Source organism: Ensifer sp. ZNC0028 (assembly GCF_000799055.1).
Classification (GTDB): domain Bacteria; phylum Pseudomonadota; class Alphaproteobacteria; order Rhizobiales; family Rhizobiaceae; genus Ensifer.
Genome location: NZ_JTLA01000072.1, coordinates 23450 through 45280, shown reverse-complemented (window position 1 = coordinate 45280; position 21831 = coordinate 23450). Strand labels below are relative to the sequence as shown.

Annotated in this window: 21 protein-coding genes and 1 pseudogene; 6 read left to right on the top strand and 16 right to left on the bottom strand. The window is 64.1% G+C overall.

The genetic code is table 11. The features are described from left to right. Window positions 1-12: 12 nt before the first annotated feature. The 7 genes from L981_RS17310 to L981_RS17280 all read right to left on the bottom strand — a co-directional run bounded on the left by L981_RS17310 (window position 13) and on the right by L981_RS17280 (window position 6758). On the bottom strand, window positions 13-852 hold the full coding sequence (locus L981_RS17310; protein WP_052201845.1) for a carbohydrate ABC transporter permease: 840 nt from the start codon (window positions 850-852) through the stop codon (window positions 13-15). 1 nt (window position 853) lies between these two features. Further along, window positions 854-1759 (bottom strand): carbohydrate ABC transporter permease, encoded by a 906-nt coding sequence (locus tag L981_RS17305; RefSeq protein ID WP_090296665.1) that lies wholly within the window; start codon window positions 1757-1759, stop codon window positions 854-856. Window positions 1760-1766: 7 nt separating this feature from the next. Further along, entirely contained in the window at window positions 1767-2840 is a 1074-nt protein-coding gene (locus tag L981_RS17300; protein ID WP_043618742.1) for an ABC transporter ATP-binding protein, read from the bottom strand. Then, window positions 2837-3763: an ROK family protein gene (locus tag L981_RS17295; protein WP_043618739.1), complete on the bottom strand. Its 927-nt coding sequence runs from the start codon at window positions 3761-3763 to the stop codon at window positions 2837-2839. The genes L981_RS17300 and L981_RS17295 overlap by 4 nt, the downstream gene beginning before the upstream one ends. Beyond that, entirely contained in the window at window positions 3763-4560 is a 798-nt protein-coding gene (locus L981_RS17290; RefSeq protein WP_043618736.1) for a 6-phosphogluconolactonase, read from the bottom strand. Before L981_RS17290 ends, L981_RS17295 begins: the two co-directional genes overlap by 1 nt. Further along, the gene (locus L981_RS17285) at window positions 4557-5432 is read right to left on the bottom strand and encodes a sugar phosphate isomerase/epimerase (protein ID WP_052201843.1); all 876 of its coding nucleotides are present in this window, start codon (window positions 5430-5432) and stop codon (window positions 4557-4559) included. Before L981_RS17285 ends, L981_RS17290 begins: the two co-directional genes overlap by 4 nt. Before the next feature lie 66 nt (window positions 5433-5498). After that, entirely contained in the window at window positions 5499-6758 is a 1260-nt protein-coding gene (locus L981_RS17280; protein WP_052201847.1) for an ABC transporter substrate-binding protein, read from the bottom strand. 282 nt (window positions 6759-7040) lie between these two features. On the opposite strand from L981_RS17280, the gene L981_RS34560 reads away from it, so the two are divergent. Beyond that, on the top strand, window positions 7041-7280 hold the full coding sequence (locus L981_RS34560; protein WP_052201846.1) for a MurR/RpiR family transcriptional regulator: 240 nt from the start codon (window positions 7041-7043) through the stop codon (window positions 7278-7280). A gap of 5 nt (window positions 7281-7285) precedes the next feature. On the opposite strand, the gene L981_RS17270 is transcribed toward L981_RS34560, so the two are convergent. Continuing rightward, window positions 7286-8377: a citrate synthase/methylcitrate synthase gene (locus tag L981_RS17270; RefSeq protein WP_043618785.1), complete on the bottom strand. Its 1092-nt coding sequence runs from the start codon at window positions 8375-8377 to the stop codon at window positions 7286-7288. 75 nt (window positions 8378-8452) lie between these two features. Between L981_RS17270 and L981_RS17265 the strand changes: the two genes are divergently transcribed. From L981_RS17265 to L981_RS17255, 3 genes and pseudogenes are all read left to right on the top strand, one after another. Then, complete coding sequence (locus tag L981_RS17265) at window positions 8453-9583, top strand: citrate synthase (RefSeq protein ID WP_043618782.1); 1131 nt, start codon at window positions 8453-8455, stop codon at window positions 9581-9583. Window positions 9584-9909: 326 nt separating this feature from the next. Beyond that, entirely contained in the window at window positions 9910-10356 is a 447-nt protein-coding gene (locus L981_RS17260) for a hypothetical protein (RefSeq protein ID WP_043618779.1), read from the top strand. Between the two features lie 194 nt (window positions 10357-10550). Continuing rightward, a pseudogene (locus L981_RS17255) lies at window positions 10551-11726 on the top strand (Do family serine endopeptidase); the annotation flags it as partial. An 84-nt stretch (window positions 11727-11810) separates the two neighbouring features. Here L981_RS17255 and L981_RS17250 read toward each other — a convergent pair. Continuing rightward, the gene (locus L981_RS17250) at window positions 11811-12842 is read right to left on the bottom strand and encodes an AraC family transcriptional regulator (RefSeq protein ID WP_043618733.1); all 1032 of its coding nucleotides are present in this window, start codon (window positions 12840-12842) and stop codon (window positions 11811-11813) included. A gap of 166 nt (window positions 12843-13008) precedes the next feature. Between L981_RS17250 and L981_RS17245 the strand changes: the two genes are divergently transcribed. Both L981_RS17245 and L981_RS17240 read left to right on the top strand, forming a co-directional pair. Next, window positions 13009-14067 carry an alpha/beta fold hydrolase gene (locus tag L981_RS17245; protein ID WP_043618730.1) on the top strand — a complete coding sequence of 353 codons (1059 nt, stop codon included), beginning with the start codon at window positions 13009-13011 and terminating at the stop codon, window positions 14065-14067. A gap of 229 nt (window positions 14068-14296) precedes the next feature. Further along, complete coding sequence (locus L981_RS17240; RefSeq protein WP_043618728.1) at window positions 14297-14701, top strand: cupin domain-containing protein; 405 nt, start codon at window positions 14297-14299, stop codon at window positions 14699-14701. A 38-nt stretch (window positions 14702-14739) separates the two neighbouring features. Here L981_RS17240 and pcaD read toward each other — a convergent pair whose 3' ends face one another. The 7 genes from pcaD to catA all read right to left on the bottom strand — a co-directional run bounded on the left by pcaD (window position 14740) and on the right by catA (window position 21793). Beyond that, window positions 14740-15525 (bottom strand): 3-oxoadipate enol-lactonase, encoded by a 786-nt coding sequence (gene pcaD, locus L981_RS17235; RefSeq protein WP_043618724.1) that lies wholly within the window; start codon window positions 15523-15525, stop codon window positions 14740-14742. 165 nt (window positions 15526-15690) lie between these two features. Continuing rightward, window positions 15691-17022: an MFS transporter gene (locus L981_RS17230; protein WP_043618721.1), complete on the bottom strand. Its 1332-nt coding sequence runs from the start codon at window positions 17020-17022 to the stop codon at window positions 15691-15693. A 41-nt stretch (window positions 17023-17063) separates the two neighbouring features. After that, on the bottom strand, window positions 17064-17852 hold the full coding sequence (benD, locus tag L981_RS17225; RefSeq protein ID WP_043618718.1) for a benzoate diol dehydrogenase BenD: 789 nt from the start codon (window positions 17850-17852) through the stop codon (window positions 17064-17066). Next, window positions 17849-18871 (bottom strand): benzoate 1,2-dioxygenase electron transfer component BenC, encoded by a 1023-nt coding sequence (benC, locus tag L981_RS17220; protein WP_043618714.1) that lies wholly within the window; start codon window positions 18869-18871, stop codon window positions 17849-17851. Before benC ends, benD begins: the two co-directional genes overlap by 4 nt. A 39-nt stretch (window positions 18872-18910) precedes the next feature. Continuing rightward, window positions 18911-19399 carry a benzoate 1,2-dioxygenase small subunit gene (gene benB, locus L981_RS17215; RefSeq protein WP_043618712.1) on the bottom strand — a complete coding sequence of 163 codons (489 nt, stop codon included), beginning with the start codon at window positions 19397-19399 and terminating at the stop codon, window positions 18911-18913. Beyond that, window positions 19396-20754, bottom strand: coding sequence for a Rieske 2Fe-2S domain-containing protein (locus tag L981_RS17210; RefSeq protein ID WP_043618709.1), 1359 nt, complete (start codon window positions 20752-20754; stop codon window positions 19396-19398). The genes benB and L981_RS17210 overlap by 4 nt, the downstream gene beginning before the upstream one ends. A 100-nt stretch (window positions 20755-20854) precedes the next feature. Further along, on the bottom strand, window positions 20855-21793 hold the full coding sequence (catA, locus tag L981_RS17205; RefSeq protein ID WP_043618707.1) for a catechol 1,2-dioxygenase: 939 nt from the start codon (window positions 21791-21793) through the stop codon (window positions 20855-20857). Window positions 21794-21831 lie beyond the last annotated feature (38 nt).

Below are 21831 nucleotides of genomic sequence, written 5' to 3'. Positions count from 1 at the left end.
ATGGAGGCCATTTCAACCCTTGACCGCACCGGCCGTCAGGCCGGAGACGATGTGTTTCTGGAATATCAGCGCGAGAATGATCAGCGGCACCGTGACGATGGTCGAGGCGGCCATGATCGCCCCATAGGGGAACTCGTAGCGGCTCGACCCGGAGATCAAAGCGATCGCCACCGGCACGGTGCGGTTCTCGTCGGTGAGGATGAAGGTCAGCGCGAACATGAACTCGTTCCAGGACGCGATGAAGGCGAGAAGCCCCGTCGAGATCAGCGCCGGTCCCATCATCGGCAGGAAGATGCAGCGCACGATGCGCAGCGGCGAGCAGCCGTCCATGATCGCCGCCTCCTCGATCTGCTTCGGCAGGTCACGCATGAAGGTCGTCAGCACCCAGATGTTGAAGGGCAGCGTGAAGATCATATAGGCGAAGATCAGCGAGCCGATCGTGTTGTAAAGCCCGAGCCAGCGGATCATCTCGAAGAGCCCGGAAAGCAGCGCGATCTGTGGGAACATCGATACCGCGAGCACCAGCAGCATGATCGGCGAGCGGCCGCGGAAATCGATGCGGCCGAGCGCATAGGCCGCGCCGACAGCCAGCAGCAACGACAGTGCCACGACCGAGAAGGCGACGATCAACGAATTGAGCAGCGAACGCAAAAACACGCCGTCCGATAGGATCGCCGCGTAGTTGTTGAACTTCAGGTCGGGCAAGAAGGTGACGTCGAAGATCGCCTGGCCCGATTTCATCGACGAGGCGATCATCCAATAGAACGGAAACAGCGTGTAGAGCGCGACGATGCCGAAGAGGGAGTAGATCGCGATCTTATGCAGGCGTTTGCCGGTGTTGCTCCTGACCATGTCAAACTCCCATGAGGCGGCGATTGAGACGGAAGACGGTGACGTAGATGGCGGTCACCAGCGCGATCATCAGAAAGACGGCGGTGCTGGCGGCCGAGCCGACACCCATGTCCTGGAAATTGACGAGCACTTCTCGGGCATAGATCGAGACCGTTTTGGTGTCGTCACTGTTGGAGGAGAGCACGTAGCTCAGGTCGAACATGCGCAGCGCGTCCAGCAGGCGGAAGAGCACGGCGACGGCGATGCTCGGGGCAAGCAGCGGCAGCGTCAGCGAGGTGAACTGCTTCCATGCCGGCACGCCATCGATCGAGGCGGCCTCATAGATGCCGCGCGGCAGCATCGACAGTCCCGCAAGGATCAGGAGCACCATGAAGGGCGTGGTGATCCAGACGTCGACCGCGATGATCACGGGCATCACCAGCGCCGAATTGGCAGTCCAGGCGACACCACTTTCAATCACGCCGGCAAGCTTCAGCACGTGGTTCACGATGCCGAACTGGTCATGCAGCATCCATTGCCACATGCGCGCGCTGACGACGACCGGGATCGACCAGGGGATCAGGATGATCGCCCGCATCATGCCGCGCCCGGCGATATGGGAATTCAGGAGCAGCGCGATCGTTAGGCCGAGCACGGTCTCGATCGACACGGAAATGACCGTGAAATAAAGCGTGTTGCGGACCGACTGCCACCAGAGCGGATCCTCGAACAGCGCATAGTAGTTGTCGAAGCCGACATAGCTGTAGAAGTCCGGCTCGGTGAGCAGGGCGTCGGTAAAGGAAAAGAGGAAGGTGCGGCCGAGCGGCCAGAGCGCCACGCCGGTGAGGACAAGCAGGCTTGGCGCGAGAAACAGCCAGGCGGTACGAACGCGCGCCTGCCGCAGTCCTGTTGATCGTGAACCCGCCATCATGGCCTCACGCTCCCTTGGCCGAGAGCGCCATGTCGTCGGCACCGAAAATATGCGCCTTCGACGTCAGCCAGCCGACGGTGATGTCGGCGTTCGGCCTGAGATCGGGTTTGCCCTGTGCCTTGACGACCAGCGACTGGCCGTTGCCAAGGCGCGCGTGGACGAGCGCCTCGCCACCGAGCGGCTCCACAAGTTGCACGGTTGCAGGTAGGCGGACGTCGCCGCCGCCGAGGATCAAGTCTTCCGGCCGGATGCCGACGCTGACTTCGCCTTCATAGCCGAGATGCCCAAGTCCATGGCGGGCGTCGAGCACCTCGAGGCGGCTTCCGCCCGCGTCATTGGCGAGCGTCCCGCTGAGAAAATTCATGCGCGGGGCGCCGATGAAGCTGGCGACGAACTTGTTGGCCGGGCGCTCGTAAAGCTCCATCGGCGTGCCGACCTGCGAGATACGGCCGTCCTTCAGCACGACGATACGATCCGCCAGCGTCATCGCTTCCAGCTGGTCGTGGGTGACATAGACGGTGGTGGCTTTGAGCTCGCGGTGAATGCGGGCGATCTCAACCCGCATCTCCATGCGCAGATCGGCATCGAGATTGGAGAGCGGCTCGTCGAACAGGAACAGCTTCTGCGAGCGGACGAGCGCACGGCCGATGGCGACGCGCTGTTGCTGGCCGCCGGAAAGCTGGGCCGGGCGGCGCGCGAGCAGATGTTCGATCTTGAGGAACCGGGCAACCTTCGCCACGCGCTCCTTGATTTCGCCGCCGGCGAGCCGCGCGGTTTCCAGCGCGAAACCGAGATTGCGCTCGACACTCATATGCGGATAGAGCGCGTAGGACTGGAACACCATGGCGATGCCACGGCGCGCCGGCGCCGTCTCGTTCATGCGCGCGCCGCCGATCTGCAACTCGCCGTCCGAGATTTCCTCGAGCCCGGCGATCATGCGCAGCAGCGTCGACTTCCCGCATCCGGAGGGACCGACGAAGACGACGAACTCGCCTTCTGCGACCGAAAGGTTGACCTTGTCGATCACGGTCAGCGCACCGAAACGCTTGACGACATTGGTAAGGGCAATTCCACTCATTGGCGCACCGTCTGGTTGGCAGTCCTGTTTGCAAGCGCGGCCACGCCGATGGCGCAGGCCGCATCACCGAGAAGGCTTGGAACGATCGGCATGTCGCGCGCGCTATCGGCCCAGATGAACGGCCGCGTCAGCGCGGCGAGCCGCGCATTGACCGACGGGTCGCCACCGATGCCGCCGCCGAGGATGAGCACGGCGGGATCGAGCGTGTTGACAAGCTGGCCGAGATAGGAAGCGAGCGACAGAAGACCGTCGGCCACCATCTGTGCCGCCCGCGGATCGTCCGCTTCGGCTTCGAAGAGTTGCAGCGCGCTTGCGTCCGGTCGGCCGCTCAACCGGCCGTAACGCTCTCCGAGCGCCTTGCCGCTCGCAAAAAGCTCGAGGTTGTGGCGAACCGCCTGGTCCTGCCCTTCGCCCGAGAAGGCAACGAGATCGCTGCCGGAGAAATGGATCGCAAAGCCACGGGCACCCGCATAGGGCGTGCCGCCGATCACCAGCGAGTGCGAAAGCCCGGTCGAGATGGTCACGTAGACGAAGGGATCGATACCGCGACCGGCGCCAATCCACCCCTCGGCGAAGGCGGCGGCACGCACGTCGCTATCGATATGCAGCGGCCCGAAACCGCCGAGACGGCCGTGATAATCGAGGCCGCGCCAGTCGAAGTTCCAGGCGGAAGCGGGTTCGCCCGCGCCGGTCACCAGTTCCGGCAGGCAGACGCCGAGACCTGTCGTCTCGACACCAAGTGCTTCGCCTTCGTGGCGAATGGTCTCGGCAAGCGAGGCCACCAGGTCCAGCACGGCGGCACCGCCCTCCTGGCAGCGGGTCGGCTCGGTGCGCTCGGCGATCACGGCGCCGTCGGCCAGACGCACAAGGCAGGCCTTGGTCTTCGTTCCCCCGACATCGATGCCGATGGCATGCTTGCTCATCACCGCGCTCCCCATTCGCCGGCGGCGTCCGCATCGGCGTAGAGTTCAGCACCCCGGCATTCGACGGCGATGGTCGCCGGCCAGCTCGGGTCGTAAGCGCGTGCGCTCGTCAGGCGATAGAAGGCGTGACGCTTGCCCTCGCCCCAGACGATCATCGCGACGGCCTTCGACTGTTCGGCGATCGAGCCGATGCCGATCGTAACCCCATGCGAGGGTACGTCGTCGATGCCTGAGAAATCCGGGAAGGTCGCGAGATTGTCGCGCCGCGTCTGCTCGGCAAGGGTGACGATGCGGGTGCGGCTGTCGCGGGCAGAGCCCGGCGGGTTGAAGGCGATGTGTCCATCGCCGGCACCCGAGGCGAGCAGGAAAAGATCGATGCCTCCAGCGGCAGCGATGCGCTCATCGTAGCCGCCAGGTGCCGCAATATCCGGCATCCAGAAGTTTTCGGACGGAATGCGGAAGTTTTCCGGCAGCGCCGCATTGATGCGGCCGACGATCTCACGTTCCCCGAAGCCGCAGCAGGAGTAATGCGCCTCAGCCGGCGGCGGGGCGAAACCGTCCCCTTCTGCGGGACGGAGATACTCGTCCATCATGACGATGATCAGCCGCGTGCAATCGACGGGGTCGCCAGCAAGACGGCGTCCAAGCGCCTCATAGACCGGCAACGGACTGCGGCCGCCGGGGCAACCGAGAACGTAGTTGCGGCCTGCAGCACTCGCTTCCCGGATACCGGCAATGATCCGGTCCGCAAGACGCTCGCCGATGGCCGCCGGCGTATCGTGGATCTCGACCTTCATGCGCCGGCCCCGTTCGCGAGGAGCTTCGAGACGAAGTCATGGTTGCGCCGAGCGATCGTTTCCGGCGTATCGGGATGGTTCAGCGCCAGATCCTGCTCGACCACCAGCGGACCGTCGTAACCGGTCTCCCACAGCGCTGACACGAAGGCGGCGATATCGACGACGCCACGGTCGAGATCGGTCATGATGCCCTCTTCAAAGGCACGATCCGAATGGATGCCTTCGGAAAGCACGCGCTCGCGGAAGGCGCCGTCGACGTTCTTCAGATGCACCGAGTTGATGCGTTCGCGGTGGCGCCGATAAAACGCGATCGGATCGGCCTTCCAATAGGCGTGATGGCCGGTATCGAGGCAGAGCCCGACGAGATCGGGATCGGTGTCGGCAAGCAGCCGCTCGATCTGGTCCTCACGCTCGACGCAGGTGCCGACATGCGGGTGGAAGCTGAACTGCAGGCCGTGGCTGCGGGCGATCGCCGCCGCCCGGTCCGTCTGGTCGATCATCGCGCGCCAGCCGGCTTCGTCAACCACACCCATGCAGTCCTTCGGGTAGAATTCTGACTCGTCCATCAGGATGAAATGCGTGCCGCCGATTTCAGAAAGCAGCTTGCAGATCGCCTGCGCCTTTTCCTCAAGCACCGGCCAGGTGGATGCATCGGCAAGCGTATGCACATGGGCGGCCGCGACGACCTTTAGGTCGCGGCTTGCCAACTCGGACGAAAGCACCTTGGCGTCCGTGGAGAAGTAGCCATAGGGGCCGAGCTCGGTGTGCCGGTAGCCGGCCGCACGGATGCGGTCGAGATAATCCGTCCAGCCGAGATCATTCCCCTGGGGCCAATAGATGCCCCAGCAGCACGGTGCGATCGCAATATTCACGTTGGTTTCCTCAGTTCCTGTGGTGGCGAGGTCCGTCATGCCGGACCCCGTATCGTCGAGGCGGGCTTACCAGCCCCGCGCCTTCAGCCGCTCCAGACCGCTGCTGACCTTGGCGAGTGCATCTGCAGCGCTTTCCTTGCCGCTCAGCACATTGTGCACGCCGTTGAAGATCCGCTGCGACACCCGGTTGTAGGAAGCGCCGGTCACCTGCGATGGCCGCGAGGCGCTTTCGGCATAGGCCTTTTCGGCAAAGGCCAGCGACGGATTGGCGGCGAGGATGTCCTTGTCCTCGTAAAGCGCCTTCAAGGTCGGGCTATAGGCCTGAAGCGCGCGGCGCTTCTGTTCTTTCGCGCCGGTGAGGTAACGCACCAGGCTGACAGCCGCATCGACATCGTCGGCATATTTGGAAACGCCGAGCAGGCCCGCGCCGTAGCAGCCGCTCGATTTCTGGCCCTCCGCCCCGACCGGCAGCGCCATGACGCCGATCTTGCCGCGCAACGAGGAGTCCTCAGCCTGGGTCGTGCCCCAGACATAGCTCCAGTTGCGGTGGAAGACGGAATTGCCGGCCTCAAAGACGCCGCGCGAGCCTTCCTCGTCATAGTTCAGCACGCCCTCGGGGCTGATGTTGCCGATCCAGGAACGGGCGAGATCGAGCGCCTTGACGGCCTCAGGATTGTTCGCGGTAATGGTGCCATCAGGCGAGATGAAATTGCCGCCGCCGAAGGAAGCGACCCATTCGAGCGCGTCGCAGGTCAGCCCCTCATAGGCACGGCCCTGCCAGACATAGCCCCACATGTCGGGGCTGCCGCCGGCGCGTTCCTTGTCCTGAACGAACTTCGCCGTTTCGGTCAGTTCCTGCCAGGTCTTCGGCTCGCCCTTACCGTACTTCTCCAGCAGATCCTTGCGGTAGAACATCAGGCCGGCATCGACGAACCAGGGCATGGCCAGAAGCTTGCCACCAATGGTGGCGTCGGCGAGCGAGGATTCGAAATGGGCGGAGATTTCATCGGCCGGAACCTTCTCGCGAAGGTCGACCAGGTGCGGCGCCAGCGTTCCGACCCAGATGTTGTCGAGCGTCAGGACGTCGACGTCACCGGACTTGCCGGCGAGCAGCTGCTGGTAGAGCGGCAGCGCCTCGCCCCAGTTGGCGGGCATCTTGTTGATCTTGACGGTGTTGCCGGTTTCCTTGGCCCAGGCCTCGGAGGCCGACTGGCAAAGCTCGAGTTCGGCACCGGCCGAGCTGCAGAAAATCGAGACTTCGGCCGCAGCCGCCGGCATGGCGGCAAAAGCGACACCGGCCATGGCGGCCGCCTTGAAGCACTTCATCCAACGCATTCTCGTCTCCTCCCCAGAAAACGTGTTGTTGCGATCAGCGATGATTGAGTTACTATACCGTCCGGACGGTACAGTAAAGTGAAAAATCATGAAGGCGGGCAGCAGGTGGGGAAATAGCCCGCCTGCGGCTGCTTTCGAGGGCATGCGCCTGCGCAGGCGCGTTGAGGAGGATTGTGAATGGAGAGTACCAGCGTGCCGATAGGCCATGGACATGCGGACGCCGAAACGAACGCGGCGCAAAGGCGCCCCGGCGACATGAGGGAATTGAAGGGGATGTTTGCGTCCCGAGCGCTCAGACTTCCGCGCCAGCTCGAACAGATCGCCCTGTTCGCGCTGGCCAAGCCCGACCTCGTGGCATTCGGCAGCGCCCGGTCGATCGCGCTCGCCTGCGCCGTCTCGCCGACGACGGTCGCCCGTTTTGCGACCGTCCTTGGTTTCGATGACTTCCGCGATCTGAAGGCGTTCTTTCAACAGCACCTGCGAAATGCGCGGATGGTCTCGGCCTCAGCGTAGAACACTCACGCGGCCTGCTGCGGCAGCGGCCCGACATAGAGCGAACGCGGCCGGATGAGGCGGCCTTCCAGCGCCTGCTCGCGGGCATGGGCGATCCAGCCGACCGTGCGGCCGATGGCGAACACGCCGGTGAAGGCGTCGCGCGGGAAGTGAAGCGCATCGAGCAGCAACGCCGTATAGAACTCGACATTGACGTCGAGCGGGCGATCGGGCTTGCGCGCCTTCAGGATGGCGAGCGCCGATTGTTCGACCGCTTCTGCCAGTTGAATGCGATCGCGGTTCGCCGGAGGCGCGACGATCAGTCGTTTCAGCGCGCCCTTCAGCGCATCGGCACGGGGATCGCGAACACGGTAGACGCGATGACCGAAGCCCATCAGCCGTTCGCCGTGGTCGAGCGCCTCAGAAAGCCAGGCCTCCGCATTCTCGGGCGTTCCGATCGCATCCAGCATGTCGAGCACCGGCCCGGGCGCACCGCCATGGAGCGACCCCTTGAGAGCGCCGATGGCGGCAAGCACCGACGAGGTGAGACCGGCCTTGGTGGAGGCGACCACGCGCGAGGCGAAGGTCGAGGCGTTGAGGCCGTGGTCCGAGATCGTCACCAGATAGGCATCAAGCGCCGCCACGTCTTGGCCGCTCGGCACCTTGGCGCCGAGCATGGCGAGGATGTCGGCGGCGTGCGACAGCGCCGGCGTCGGCGCGACCGGGGCCTCGCCCCTCTTCATGCGCAGCGCCGCCGGCAGGAAGACGGCCGGCGCGGCGAGCAGACGTAAGGCCGAGTCGAGATCCTCCCCATCCGGGAGCCGGGCGATGAGCGCGCGCATGATGTCGACCGGCGGCAGTTCCAGCAGCGCGTCGTCGATGACGCCGACATGGGCGAACACGTCCGCCCGCTTTTCACCCAGGCGCTTGGCGAGTTCGGTCCGGTCCGGCATCGGCCCCAGCAACCCCTCGAACAACAGCGCCACGACATCCTCGTAGCTCGCCTGGCCGGCCAGGTGATCGAGCGAGACGCCGCGGATGATCAATTGACCCGCCTCGCCGTCAACATGGGAGAGCTGCGTTTCGGCGGCAACGACGTCTTCAAGTCCGTTCTTCATCATCAAGTTTCTCCTTTACGAGGAGAATGATCCGACCTAGACCTATTGACGTCAATCTTGATGCAATTGATCAACATGAACACACTCTGGATCACCGCCGAAGAGGCACTCCTAAGGCTCGGCAGCAAGCGGCAGACGCTCTATGCCAATGTCAGCCGCGGCCGCATTCGCGCCAAGCCCGACCCTGCCGATCCGCGCCGCAGCCTCTACCAGGCCGACGATGTGCACCGGCTGGCCGAGCGCCACGCCGGCAGAAGACAGGCATCGGTCGTGGCGGCCGAGACGATCCGCTGGGGCGAACCGGTGTTGCCGACGACGATCTCCAGCATTGCCGGCGGACGGCTCTCCTATCGCGGCCGCAACGCGATCGAACTTGCCGCCACGGCAACCCTGGAGGAGATTGCCGCGCTGCTCTGGCAGACACCGGCGGCGGTTGACATTCCAGCGAACGATCCCGGCAACGGCCAATCGCGGCTTGCAACGACCTTTACGCTTCTTGCCGGGCGCATCGAAGCCGACCTGCCGGCGCTCGGACGCAGGCACGCCATCCTGAAGGCCGAGGCCGCCGAGGTACTTGCGACCGTTGCCGCCGGCCTCGCGCCGTCGCGGAAAAACGGGCTGCTGCACGACCGCCTGGCGCAGGGCTGGGGGCGGCCGGAAGCGGCGGAACCGATCCGCCGATGCCTGGTGCTGACGGCGGAACACGAGCTCAACGTCTCCGCCTTTGCGGCGCGGGTCACCGCGTCCTCCGGTGCAGCACTTTCTGCCGCCACGCTTTCGGGTCTTGCCACCCTCACCGGCCCCAGGCACGGCGGCGCCTGGCTCAGTGTCACGCGACTTGCCGAACAGGCGGCCGTGGGTGGGGTGCGCGAGGCGATCCGTACCATGCTGTCTTCGGATGGCGTGGTCCGGGCTTTCGGCCACAGGCTCTATCCGGACGGCGACCCGCGCGCGAAGGCGATCATGTCGAGCTTCGACGTGCCGCCGCTTTATGCCGCGCTGGCCGAAGCAGGCGAAGAACTGCTCGGAGAACCGGCCAATCTCGACTTCTCGCTGGCCGCACTCGCGGCCGCCTATGCGCTGCCCGACGACGCGCCGATGGTGATATTCGCCCTCGCGCGCACCGTCGGCTGGCTCGCACACGCGATGGAACAGGTCGTCAGCGGCGATCTGATCCGGCCGCGCGCCCATTATGCGGGATCGTAGCTCCTTCTCCGTGCTCGCGACCCCAAGGCTCGACTGACTAGAAAAGGCGCAGGCTGACTGCCGCAAAAGAGCCACAATACACGCTCCGGAAAAGAATAACCGACAGATGGGAGAAAATCTGCCTTCATTAAATAATGTTAATGAAGCGGCTTCCCGGAGATGTTTACAGAAATATTACGCGTTATTAACATGACGGCGGCGCATGGAAGTAATACCTTCATTTCGAGGCTGAATATTGCCGGCGACCGCTTCGGCCGTGACGCGACAATAGGAGACAGCCTCGAATGGAAGCGCACAGCGCTTCCTTCAATTCAGGAGATGCAGTCATGCGCTCGCCCTTCAAGACCACCACCATCGCAACCGTCGCCCTCGTCCTTCTGAGCGGCGCCGCCTTTGCCGCCGATCATCACGATTTCGGCCGCGACAACGAAAAGGGTGCCTATACCGGCGATTACTACCAGGGCATTTTCGCCCAGGACGACATGTCCACCCCGGCGATGCCGGTCTACCGGACACCGACCCACATGGCATCGACGCGGCTTGATCATGTCTTGCATGAACTCCGGGTCGACAATCACCGCATCAACGTCGATCGCGAACAGGGCAAGCTGACGGCAGCAAACTACAGCAAGCTTGAACGCGAGGACGGCGCCGTGCGCGCCGAAGCGATCAACACCGCCGCCGCCCATCACGGCATGCTGCCGGACAAGTCCTATGCCCGGCTTCAGGGTGACGTTCACCACCTCAACCGTGACATCGCCCGCATGGCTTGACCGACACGTTGAGGCTCACCCGGTCTTCGGGTGAGCCGTAGCCGATGGCGCCGGGCCCTTTCCAGGGTCCGGTCCTTCGGCACCAAAACGCCCCTTAATCCGAAGCCGGCCGACGCCGCGCCGCAGACCCGACCTGCCTCGGGCCGCGCCCGACCACGTTTGTCCGGCAAACAGGCAGCGAAAGGAACAGGATCATGTCAAACATTCTCACGAGGTATAGAGCTGCCGCCCTCCTCGGCGCAGCCGTCATCATTGCGCCCCTGTCCGTGGCAGCCTTCTCAGGCCATGACGTGGCCGCCGCCGCGGCCGGCCCGGTCGTTGCAGTCCCTGCAGCATCTGGCGGGTCTTTCGCGCCGATCGTATCGGCCGACAAGCCCGCAGTCGTCACGGTCACGACCGTGATCAAGGCCGACAACACCGGTGCGGGCGAACCTTCACAACAGGGCGGAAACTCGCCCTTCGACGAACAGTTCCGCCAATTCTTCCACGACCAGGGCATCCCGATGCCGGACCAGGCGCCCGAGCAGCGCCAACCGCAACGGGCCGAAGCGCTCGGCTCCGGTTTCATCGTGACCACGGACGGCTACGTCGTCACCAACAACCATGTCATCGACAAGGCCTCGAGCATCATGGTGACGCTCGACGACGGCACGCAGATACCCGCCAAGCTTGTCGGCGCCGACCCGAAGAACGACCTGGCGGTGCTGAAAATCGCGGCGCCGAAGCCGCTGGCAACAGTTGCCTGGGGCGATTCAGACACCTTGCGGGTCGGCGACCAGGTGCTGGCGATCGGCAACCCGTTCGGCATCGGCACGACGGTCACGTCGGGGATCGTCTCGGCACGCGGCCGCGACCTGCACAGCGGCCCCTATGACGATTTCATCCAGATCGACGCCCCGATCAACCACGGCAATTCCGGCGGACCGCTGGTCGACGCAAAGGGCCAGGTGGTCGGCATCAACACGGCGATCTATTCGCCGAACGGCGGTAGCGTCGGCGTCGGCTTCGCCATCCCGTCGGACCAGGCGCAGAAGGTCGTCACTGAGTTGATGAAGGATGGTTCGATCCAGCACGGCTTTATCGGCGTGCAGATACAGCCGGTCACGGCTGATATCGCCGACGCCATCGGCCTTGCCCAGCCCGAGGGCGCGCTCGTTGCCGGCGTCAACGGCGGAACGCCTGCCGCCAAGGCCGGCATCAAGGCCGGCGACGTCATCACCGCGCTCGGCGGCAACCCGGTGAAGTCGCCCCGAGACCTGTCACGCATGGTCGCCGACCTCTCGCCCGGCACCTCGAAGAACGTGAGCGTATGGCGGACCGGCAAGACGAAGGACGTTCCGATCACGATCGGCGACAATGCCGCAGATCAGTAGTAACGGTCACAAGGGCGTCACCGTACATCTTGCATCCCTCAAGCCCGGCCGCATCGCGGCCGGGCATCGCCATGGCAGCAGTCAGGCGGCAAGCGAACCGGCCCGGTTCTGCTCGCGCCAGGCGACGGGGCTCAAGGCGGTGACGCGGCGGAATTCGCGGTTGAAATTCGATTTCGTCTGAAAACCGGATTCAAGCATGGCCGCAGTCACCGACATATCGGTCTCGCGCAACAGCCGGCAGGCCTCTGCAATCCTGATCTCGTTGATGTATTGCGAGACGTTCTTGCCCGCCAGCCGGTTGACTGCGGCCGATATCTGCCGGGCGGGCAGGCCCGCGCGGCGCGCCAATCGCGACAGGGTGAGGTTTTCGTCGCGGGCCAGTTTCTGGCCGACGAGTAGGCGCTCGATCCTGTCGAGGATTTCGCGATCCTGCGGCGTTGCAACCGGATCCTCTTCGGCGACCGCGCCGGCGGCCGGAAGCGCGCGCGCACGGTCCGCGACCACGGCTGTCAGCCCGATGAAGAGCAGGCCCAGCAAGTTCGCGTTGCTGACGATAAGGCCGATATTCGCGCCCTTCGTCCATTCGAAATCCAGAAGGATCGCCAGATCGAAGAGCGCCGACAGGCAGAGCGAGAACGCGGCAATGAGCAGGGCGCGGTGCGCCGCGGTGGCGCCTTCGAAACGCGCTTCGTCCAGCGCATCCGTACCGACGCGCGCCAGGTTCAGGAGCGCCAGCGCATATCCGACATATTCGACGATCAAGGCGAAATCGATGTAGCGCGGCGCAAACAGCACGAGCACGAGCATGCCGATCGTCGGCGCCGCGTGGATCCATCCCGCCGCAGCAACGCTGCGCTCGTCTTTGCGGATCAGGCTGTGGAAACTCGCAAGCACCAGCGGCGGCACGCTGCTCGCCAGCACCGGCAGCGCGAATTTCAACGCCGCGAGGTCATAGCCCCAACGCAGCCCGACGATCACAGACTGGAGCGCGCACAGCGTCAACAGGGCATAGAACGGTCGGTTCCGCCGCGCCGGCTCGTCACCATGCAGCACGAAGGCAAGCAGGACGAGAAGCAGCAAGGCGACGACGAACGGGAGCGGCAGGAAGATCAAGACATGTCCTTCAAAGGAAAGGCCGGCAGACAAAAGGCGGGCAAGCATTCGATGGGCGGATCATTGCCCAGATCGCGATTCGGGACGACCTCAATCACGATCGAGGACGCGGACATGCGGGGCGTTTGTGACGATCGGCCGTCTTTTCCAACACAGCGAGATACCCATGCCCCTCCTCCAGTTCATTCCCGCCGCCGCCTTCCTTCTGAGCCTGGCTGCCTCGGCGCAGGCCGATGACGTCGGCGTCCGCGAGATCGACGTTGCCGCACCGAAGCGGGAACGCCAACTTGCCGTCACCGTCTGGTATCCCGCCGGAGCCGGGGGTGAGCCCGTGCTTATCGGCGACAACCGCATCTTCAAGGGATCGCCCGCATCGAAGAACGCCCCCTTGCGCCAAGGCCGATATCCGCTGGTGGTTCTGTCCCATGGGTCGGGCGGCCGCGTCGAAGCCATGAGCTGGCTTGCAGCCGACCTGGCGAAAGCGGGTTTCATCGTCGCGGGCCCTAACCATCCCGGCACCACCAGCGGCGACTCGACGCCCTCAAACACGCCGAAGCTTTGGGAACGGACGGCCGACCTCTCGGCATTGATCGACACATTCACCCGGGATCCGCAATGGAGCACTGCAATCGACCCCGAGCGGATCGCCGTCCTCGGTTTCTCTCTCGGCGGCTCGACCGCCATGGAGATTTCAGGGGCAAGGGCCAGTCTCGATGCCTATGCCCGCTACTGCGACAGCTACAAAAAATGGGACTGCGCCTGGTTTGTCGGCGGCAGGGGCTATGTCGATGACGCACCGGTCGATGTCGACAAGCTCGATCTTCGCACCGTCGACAAGGCGCGTTTCGAGCAGTCGAACCTCGACGGGCGCCTTAAGGCTGCAGTGCTCGTCGACCCAGGTCTTGCCCAGGCCTATGTGGAAGACAGCCTCAAGGCGATCGCGATCCCGATGCATTTCATCAATCTCGGCAGCAAGGAGACGATCCCGCTTGCCGTCGCCTCCGAGCCGCTGGCGGCGCTGACGCCGAAGGGCTCCTATGCCGCGGTCGCCGGAGCGGACCACTTCAGCTTCCTGCCGATATGCAAGGACGGCGCCGCCGAACTGCTCAAGACCTTCGGCGAGGTCGATCCGATCTGCCAACCGACCGAACGCCCCCGTGCCGACATCCACGCGGAAATCGTCGAACTTGCCCGCGAGGCCTTGCAACAGAGCCTTGGCGAATAGCGGTCGGTAAAATTGCAAGCCAGGCGGCGATGCGCACCGCGGATCGCCGCCTGGCCAGGACGAGGCCCCGCCGTCTCGCACTTCCGGCAGCCGGACGATCGCAAGCGATGCCACAGACTACAAAGGCTTACAAAAGCACCGCCCGGCCGACACACCGCCAATACACGCCTCCGCTGAAATGCGCGTGCTTCCAACAACGCACATGCAATCATCCATCACGGAGGACCCCATGAAAACGACCCGCATCATCGCCGCAGCCCTGCTGATCGCCGGCAGCATGACGACGCTTCGCATGGCGGAGGCCCAGCAGATGCAAGGCATCCAGCGTACGGACCTGATCAAGAACGAGATCAGCGTGCCCGGACACGAGGCCGTGCAGGTTCGTGTCGACATCGAACCGGGCACCGCCTCGATCAAGCATTCGCATCCGGGCGAGGAAATCGCCTATGGGCTTGAAGGCTCGCTCGAATACCAGCTTGAGGGCCGGGATCCGGTGACGCTTCAGGCCGGTCAGGCGCTGTTCATTCCGGCCGGCGTTGCCCATGTGGCGAAGAACGTCGGCACTGCCAAGGCATCGGAGCTCGCGACCTACATCGTCGCCAAGGACGCGCCGCTTCTCGTTCCCGTCAAGTAAGCGCTGATTTGATTGGCGCGGCGCCGTTCAGGCCGCCTTCAGACGCGAAGGAATTCCAGCAGCGCCGCGTTGAACGTCTCTGCCGACTCGATGTTGACGATATGCCGGCCCGGCAGCGACAGGTGGCGGCCTCGCCGCACCCGGGCGGCGATGTATTCGAGATCCGCCGGCGGGCATACCGGATCACTATCGCCGGAGATGGCGAGCATGGGATTGGCGATCGCTGCGATCTCCTCCCGAAGGTCCGCGCCCGCGAGCGCGGTGCAGCCACCGATATAGCCGTCCGTCGAGGTGGCGGCGAAGGCGCCGAGAATGCGATCGACGGCTTCCGGGTGGCTTGCTGCAAATTGCGGACTGAACCAGCGTTCGGCCGTTGCTGCGGCAAGCCCTGCGAGACCGTCCGCCCGGACGCTGTCGACGCGCGCGGCCCAGCTCTCGGGCGTCCCGATGCGCGCCGCAGTCGCGCAGAGAACAATCCTGTCGAGACGCTCGCCGGCATGAATACCGAGCCATTGCCCGGTCAGGCCGCCGATCGACAGGCCGCAGAAATGTGTCCGCCCGATTCCCAGCCCATCCAACAGGGCGATCACGTCCTGGCCGAGGTCGGACAGCGCATAGGGCGGCGGCGGCGCCGAGGAGCGGCCATGGCCGCGGCGATCATAGCGCAGCACGCGGAAATGCGGCGACAGATCAGCGATCTGCGCATCCCACATGGAGAGGTCCGTGCCGAGCGAATTGCAGAAGAGCAGCCAGGGCGCATTGCCGCTCTGGTCGCCGTCGATGCGGTAGTGAAGCCGATGGCTGGGCAGGTCGAGATAGGCCATGAAAGAGAAGCTCCGATCGGGAAAGCCGCCAGCGAGGGCGGCTTTGTCGTTCTTGGCGCAACACCGCGCCTCAGGTGGTACGCGCGCTGCAATAGGTAGATATCGACAGCGCGCGCTCAAGGGGTGGCAACCGGGCCTTTCGTGGCCCGGCCGTCTCACCTCGATCTATGCGGGCGCCAGACGTGCGATCTCGACACGGCGGGCATTGCTGACCGCGAAGACCAGCATGGCGACGGCCGAGATCGCCGCCGGGATGGCGAAGATCGCGAAGTTCTGCTGCAGCGGAAGCTCCTGCGCCAGAAGCACGCCGCCAAGCGTCGGCCCGACGATCGCGCCGATGCGGCCAACGCCGGAGGCCCAGCCGAGCCCGGTGGAACGCACTGAGAGATTGTAGAGCTGCGCCACACTGGCATAGAGCAGGATCTGCGTGCCGATCGTGGTGGCTCCGGCAACAAAGACCATCAGGAACAGGACGCCTGCCGGCGGATTGAAGCCGATCAGCGCGATCGAGAAGGCGGCGGCAACGAAGAAACCGACTACCACCTTCGGCAAGCCGAAGCGGTCACCGAGCCAGCCGCCGGCAATCGCGCCGACCATGCCGCCGAAATTCAGCGAGAACAGGCTAAGCAGGCTCGCTTTCTCGGCATAGCCGGCTTCCTGCAGCACCTTCGGTAGCCAGGACGACAAGAGGTAGACGAGCAGCAGGCAGCAGAAGAAGGCGACCCAGAGCATGACGGTGCGCAGCGTCCGCTGATGGCGGAAGAGCTCCAGCACCGATGCGGAAGCACCCTTCGTCTCGGAGAAGACCAGCCTGTCGGTGGCGCCAAGACGTACGTTCGGGTCGATCTTGGCGTAGATGCGCTTGGCCTCGTCCTGCTTGCCCTGACGGATGAGGAAGCCGAGCGATTCCGGCAGCTTCCAGAGAATGACAGGCAAGAGCAGCAGCGGCACGGCGGCGATGAAGAACATCGGCTTCCAGCCATAGGACGGAATGAGGCCGATGCCGAGACCGGCCGCCACCATGCCGCCGACCGAATAGCCGGAGAACATCAGGGCGACCAGGGTGCCCCGCAGGCGCTTCGGCGCATATTCGTTCATCAGCGCCACGGCATTCGGCATCAACCCGCCGCAGCCGAGACCGGCGAAGAACCGGAAGATCTTGAACTGCTCCGGCGAATTGGCAAAGCCGGTCAGAAGCGTCGAAAGCGTAAACAGCAGGAAGCTGATGGCGATGCCTTTCTTGCGGCCGATCCGGTCGGCGAGCGGCCCGAAGATCAGCGCCCCGAACATCATGCCGAACAGCGCCCAGGCCTGCAGCGCGCCGGCCTGCGGCTTGCTCAAACCCCATTCCTTGATCAGCGTCGGCAGCACTGTTCCAGCGACAAAGACGTCGTAACCGTCGACGATCAACAGCAGCGCCGTCAGCGCCACCACCATCCACTGAAAGCGCCCAAGCGGGCTTCCGTCAATTGCCTCATTCACATCGATGGAGCGCATCTTCTCCTCCCCAGGTGTTAGCGCGTTAAAATGATGGTCCGTCAGCCGAGATCGCCGCCGGCGACCGGCAGCACGCTGCCGGTGATGTAGGAGGCCTCGTCGGACGCCAGAAAAAGGATAGGGGCCGCCTGCTCGTCGATGCTGCCGTAGCGCTTCATGAAGCTCGACTGCCTCACCTGGGCGACGACCTCGCCCATCCAGCCCTTCTCGGCGTCATTGTCGCCTTCGGCGTTGCGCGGAACGCGCCGCGGCGGCGCTTCAGTGCCACCCGGCGCGGTCGCGACGACGCGGATGTTGCGCTCGGCAAGCTCCATCGCCAGCGCCTGGGTGATGGCGTTGACGCCGCCCTTCGCCGCCGAATAGGGCACGCGGTGAATGCCGCGCGTGGCGTTGGAGGAGACGTTGACGATGGTGCCGCCGCCTCGGGCGAAAAGATGCGGCAACACAGCATGGCAGCCGTAAAGCGTCGGCATCAGGGAACGGCGGATCTCCGCATCGATCTGCGCCGGTTCGAACTCGCAGAACGGGCGCATGCGGATCGCGCCGCCGACATTGTTGATCAGGATGTCGATGCCGCCGAATTTTTCGGCGGCAGAGTGCATCGCTGCGGCTGCCCCCTCCTGGGTTTCGAGATCAGTCACGAAAGCCGTCGCCCGCTCGCTGCCCGCCTCGGCCGCCACCTCAGCGACGAACTCGGCGCGATCGACAAAGAGGACCTTGCCGCCTTCAGCCACGGCGCGCAGTGCCACCGCGCGGCCGATGCCTTGCGCAGCGCCGGTGACGACAAGCACTTTGCCGGCAAACCGTCCTTCCAAACGGGCGGAGGTCATGCTGCCTCCTTCGCCGCCACGTTGGGCGTGAACTTCTCGTAGTGGAAGCTGTTGGGCCTCACGCCGGAGTCGTCGAGGTGCTTGCGCACGGCGTCCACCATCGGCGGCGGACCGCAGAGATAGACATCGACGTCGCCGCCGTTGAGCACGTCCTCCGGCATGTGCTGGGTGACCCAGCCCTTGCGCGGATGACTGGACGCCGCGTCGGCGACGACCGTCTCAAAGGTGAAGTTGGGAAGGCACCTGGTATAGGCTTCGATCTCGTCCACCAGCACAAGATCGAGGTCACGGGTGACGCCGTAGATCAGATGCACCTTCTGCTCCGGATTGGTGCGCGCCAGCACCTCGAGCATCGACAGGAACGGCGCGAGACCGGTGCCACCGGCGAGGAAGAGCAAGGGACGCTGGACCTCGCGCAGATAGAAGCTGCCGAGCGGTCCGGTCAGTTCCAGCTTCGTGCCCGCCTCGGCGCGTTCGAGCCACGTGCTCATGAGACCGCCCGGGATCTTCTTGATCAGGAAACCGAGACGGGTTTCGCCGGGCGCTGAACTGAAGGAATAGGAACGGCTCTGGCCGCTGCTGGGCACGTCGATGTTGACATATTGGCCGGGAAGGAAGGCGGGGGCTGCGTCCGCGTCCAGTTCCAGCACGATCGCTGCATCGTTGTGCGGAATGACCCGCGCCACGGTTGCCGAGAATTTCTGCTGCCCGGTCTTGCAGGCAGCTGCTGTCGTCGGCACCGCGATGACGCAGTCGCTTGACGGCTTCATCTGGCAGGTCAGCACTAGCCCGCTTTCAGCCTCGTCCGATGTCAGCGCGTCGTCGATGAAATCGTCGCCGAGATCGTAGGCGCCGCTTTCGGCGCGACACTTGCAGGTGCCGCAAACCCCGTCGGAACAGTCCATCGGCAGGTTGATCTTGTTACGGAAGGCGGCGTCGAGCACCTTCTCGTCGTCCCGGCATTCGACGAAACGGGTCACCCCGTCCTCGAAATTCAAAGCGATCCTGTAGCTGGCCATGGTTGTTCCTCCCAGTCCTGTCTTGCCAGGCGACGGACGTTAGATGTGGTAGACGTCGATGACCTGGCGGATGTAGTCGTTCTTCAGCACGATCTTCTTTTGCGAGATCACGAGCTCGCCGCCGCTCTTGCGCAGCGTGACGAACATGGTCCCGAAGAAGTGGTCGGTGACCTTGTAGCGGTGGTTGAGGGTGTGGAAGTTGTAGCGGACGTCCACTTCCTCGCCGCGATCGGCCACAAGCTCGACATTGGTGACGTTGTGGCTGGTGCGCGGCTCCGGCGTCGAAGCGCCCGAGCGCTCCGTCTTGATACGGAAGACGCGATCTTCCAGGCCATCGCGGCTCGGATAGTAGATCAGCGAGATCTGCGACTGCGGATCTTCCGTCAATTGATCGTCGTCGTCCCAGGCTGGCATCCAGTAGCTGACGTCGGGCGCATAGCAGGTCAGCCATTCGTCCCATTGCCGGTCGTCGAGCAGGCGCGCTTCGCGGTAGAGGAAAGCGCAGGCGGTGTCGTAGGAGATCGTCATGCGACCGCTCCTTGTCTCTCTAAGGCAAGCGCTTCGCGCATCACCTTCGCCCAATATTCGTGCTGGCGGACGAAGAGGCCCTCGTCTTCGCTGCGCTCGCCGGAGAGCAAGGGTTCGATGCCCATGCGTTTGGCATTTTCGTCCGGACCGTCGATCCAGAGCGGTGCGCCGCGCGACAGATCGTTCCAGAGCGCAGTGATGCCGGCGTAACCCTGCTGGCAGGCGCGGAACTCCTCCAGATCGTCCGCCGTGCCCATGCCGGACACGTTGAAGAAGTCCTCGTACTGGCGGATGCGCAGCGCCCGGTCTTCGGCGCTCTCGCCCTTGGGGGCAAAGCAGAAGATGCTGATCTCGGTCTTGTCGACGCTGATCGGACGGGTGACGCGGATCTGCGTGCTGAACTGGTCCATCAGGAAGACGTTCGGATAGAGGCAGAGATTGCGGGTCTGGTTGACGATGAAATCCGCCTGGACCTCGCCGACGCGCGACTTGATCTCCTCGCGGGCGTGGAAGACCGGCCGGACTTCCGGGTTCATCGTGTTGGTCCAGAGCAGGATGTGGCCGTTGTCGAAACCGTAGACGCCGGCAATCGAGCGGCTCCAGCTCGAGGCATCAACCGCCTTGGTGCCCTCCTCGTTGCGCCGGCCCATGGTGGCGGCGTAGTTCCAGTGAACGGAGCTGACGTGATAGCCGTCGCAGCCGTTCTCCATCTGCAGCTTCCAGTTCCCGTCGTAGATGTAGGAAGAGTTGCCGCGTAGCACTTCGAGACCACCCGGCGCCTGGTCGACGATCTGGTCGATGATGACTTTCGTTTCACCGAGATAGTCCTCGAGCGAGGTGACATCCGGATTGAGGCTGCCGAAGAGGAAACCGCGATAGCTCTCGAAGCGGGCAACGCGCTTCAGGTCGTGCGAACCGTCTTTGGCAAACTGCGGCGGATACTGCGTCGTCTTCTCGTCCTTCACCTTCAAGAGCTTGCCGGTGTTGGAGAAGGTCCAGCCGTGGAAAGGACAGGTGAAGCTGCCCTTGTTGCCGTGCTTGCGGCGGCAGAGCATGGCGCCGCGATGGGCGCAGGCATTGATGACGGCGTGCAGTTCGCCCGTCTTGTCGCGGGTGACGACAACCGGCTGCCGGCCGATGGTGGTGGTGTAATAGTCGTTGTTCTCGGGGATCTGGCTCTCATGGGCGAGATAGACCCAGTTGCTTTCGAAGATGTGCTTCATCTCCAGCTCGAAGAGGTCTTCGTTGGTGAAGATGTCGCGACGGCAACGGAAGGTGCCGGCCTCATGATCGTCCTCGACCGCTGTCGCGAGCAGGTCGTCGAGGGCTTGGGCTTTGTCGATAACGGCGGACATGGTTCTTCTCCCGCAAACGGCTGATCCGTGCTCGGCTCTAGCGATTGCAACAATGTCTGATGTCAGGGGGCGGCGGCTCAGTCGGCCGCCGCAGAGGTGATCAGGCGGCGGCGCGCTTGCGCTGCTCGTTGACCTGGTTGTCGACGCCGTTCACCAGCGAGGTGAGATGGATGTCGAACACAATCTCGGCGAAGGGACCGGAAAGACCGTTCGCCTTGATGCTCGCCTCGTCGGTCCGCTCGGTGACATCGGGCACCAGGCCATCCCTTGTCGCATAGGCGAAGTCGTCGTTGACCAGCGGATCGCCGGCGATGTTGATCTGGGTCGTCAGCTTGCGGTGGCCGTCGGCGCTGATGAAGAAATGGATATGCGCCGGGCGCTGGCCATGGCGGCCAAGGGCGGAAAGCAGCTGCTCGGTCGGGCTGCCCGGCGGCACGCCGTAGCCGTGCGGCACGATGCTCTGGAACTTGTAACAGCCCTTGGCGTCGGTGACGATCGTGCGGCGCATGTTGAACGGCGCCTGCAGGCCGGTCGGATCGAAATGCGAATAGAAACCGCGGGTGTCACAGTGCCAGACTTCGACGGTGGCACCCTTCAGCGGCTGGCCGGCGGCATCATAGACGGTGCCGTGCATGATCAGCGTCTGGCCATTGGTGTCGCGACCGTCGTCGAGACGGGCAAAGCCTTCCGAAGCCGGCGCGCCAGCAACATAGAGCGGGCCCTCGATGGTGCGCGGCGTCTGATTCTCGATGCCGAGCGCTTCGTCGATCGCGTCGAGACGTTCATCGAGGAAGTGGTCGAGGCCGAGGCCGGGCGAGATCAGGCCGGCCTGGCCGGCAGCGCCGATCTCGTTCAGCCAGGCAATGCCGGTCCAGTATTCGTCCGGGGTGATGTCGAGATCGTCGATCGCCTTGAACAGGTCCGACATTACCCGGTGCACGATTTGCTTGACGCGCGGGTTGCCGCCGTCCTTGTCGAGGCCGCTCAGAACCTTCAGGAAAGCTTGAGTCTCCGGCTTGTCGAAAATCTTCACGTTCATATCAATTCCTCCACTTGGATTGTCTTGAAGCTCAAGCC

Excerpts from the sequence above, each read along its gene's own strand:
- L981_RS17310 (WP_052201845.1), bottom strand. The coding sequence starts at position 852 with ATGGTCAGGAGCAACACCGGCAAACGCCTGCATAAGATCGCGATCTAC.
- L981_RS17305 (WP_090296665.1), bottom strand. The coding sequence starts at position 1,759 with ATGGCGGGTTCACGATCAACAGGACTGCGGCAGGCGCGCGTTCGTACC.
- L981_RS17300 (WP_043618742.1), bottom strand. The coding sequence starts at position 2,840 with ATGAGTGGAATTGCCCTTACCAATGTCGTCAAGCGTTTCGGTGCGCTG.
- L981_RS17295 (WP_043618739.1), bottom strand. The coding sequence starts at position 3,763 with ATGAGCAAGCATGCCATCGGCATCGATGTCGGGGGAACGAAGACCAAG.
- L981_RS17290 (WP_043618736.1), bottom strand. The coding sequence starts at position 4,560 with ATGAAGGTCGAGATCCACGATACGCCGGCGGCCATCGGCGAGCGTCTT.
- L981_RS17280 (WP_052201847.1), bottom strand. The coding sequence starts at position 6,758 with ATGAAGTGCTTCAAGGCGGCCGCCATGGCCGGTGTCGCTTTTGCCGCC.
- L981_RS34560 (WP_052201846.1), top strand. The coding sequence starts at position 7,041 with ATGTTTGCGTCCCGAGCGCTCAGACTTCCGCGCCAGCTCGAACAGATC.
- L981_RS17270 (WP_043618785.1), bottom strand. The coding sequence starts at position 8,377 with ATGAAGAACGGACTTGAAGACGTCGTTGCCGCCGAAACGCAGCTCTCC.
- L981_RS17265 (WP_043618782.1), top strand. The coding sequence starts at position 8,453 with ATGAACACACTCTGGATCACCGCCGAAGAGGCACTCCTAAGGCTCGGC.
- L981_RS17260 (WP_043618779.1), top strand. The coding sequence starts at position 9,910 with ATGCGCTCGCCCTTCAAGACCACCACCATCGCAACCGTCGCCCTCGTC.
- L981_RS17245 (WP_043618730.1), top strand. The coding sequence starts at position 13,009 with ATGCCCCTCCTCCAGTTCATTCCCGCCGCCGCCTTCCTTCTGAGCCTG.
- L981_RS17240 (WP_043618728.1), top strand. The coding sequence starts at position 14,297 with ATGAAAACGACCCGCATCATCGCCGCAGCCCTGCTGATCGCCGGCAGC.
- pcaD (WP_043618724.1), bottom strand. The coding sequence starts at position 15,525 with ATGGCCTATCTCGACCTGCCCAGCCATCGGCTTCACTACCGCATCGAC.
- L981_RS17230 (WP_043618721.1), bottom strand. The coding sequence starts at position 17,022 with ATGCGCTCCATCGATGTGAATGAGGCAATTGACGGAAGCCCGCTTGGG.
- benD (WP_043618718.1), bottom strand. The coding sequence starts at position 17,852 with ATGACCTCCGCCCGTTTGGAAGGACGGTTTGCCGGCAAAGTGCTTGTC.
- benC (WP_043618714.1), bottom strand. The coding sequence starts at position 18,871 with ATGGCCAGCTACAGGATCGCTTTGAATTTCGAGGACGGGGTGACCCGT.
- benB (WP_043618712.1), bottom strand. The coding sequence starts at position 19,399 with ATGACGATCTCCTACGACACCGCCTGCGCTTTCCTCTACCGCGAAGCG.
- L981_RS17210 (WP_043618709.1), bottom strand. The coding sequence starts at position 20,754 with ATGTCCGCCGTTATCGACAAAGCCCAAGCCCTCGACGACCTGCTCGCG.
- catA (WP_043618707.1), bottom strand. The coding sequence starts at position 21,793 with ATGAACGTGAAGATTTTCGACAAGCCGGAGACTCAAGCTTTCCTGAAG.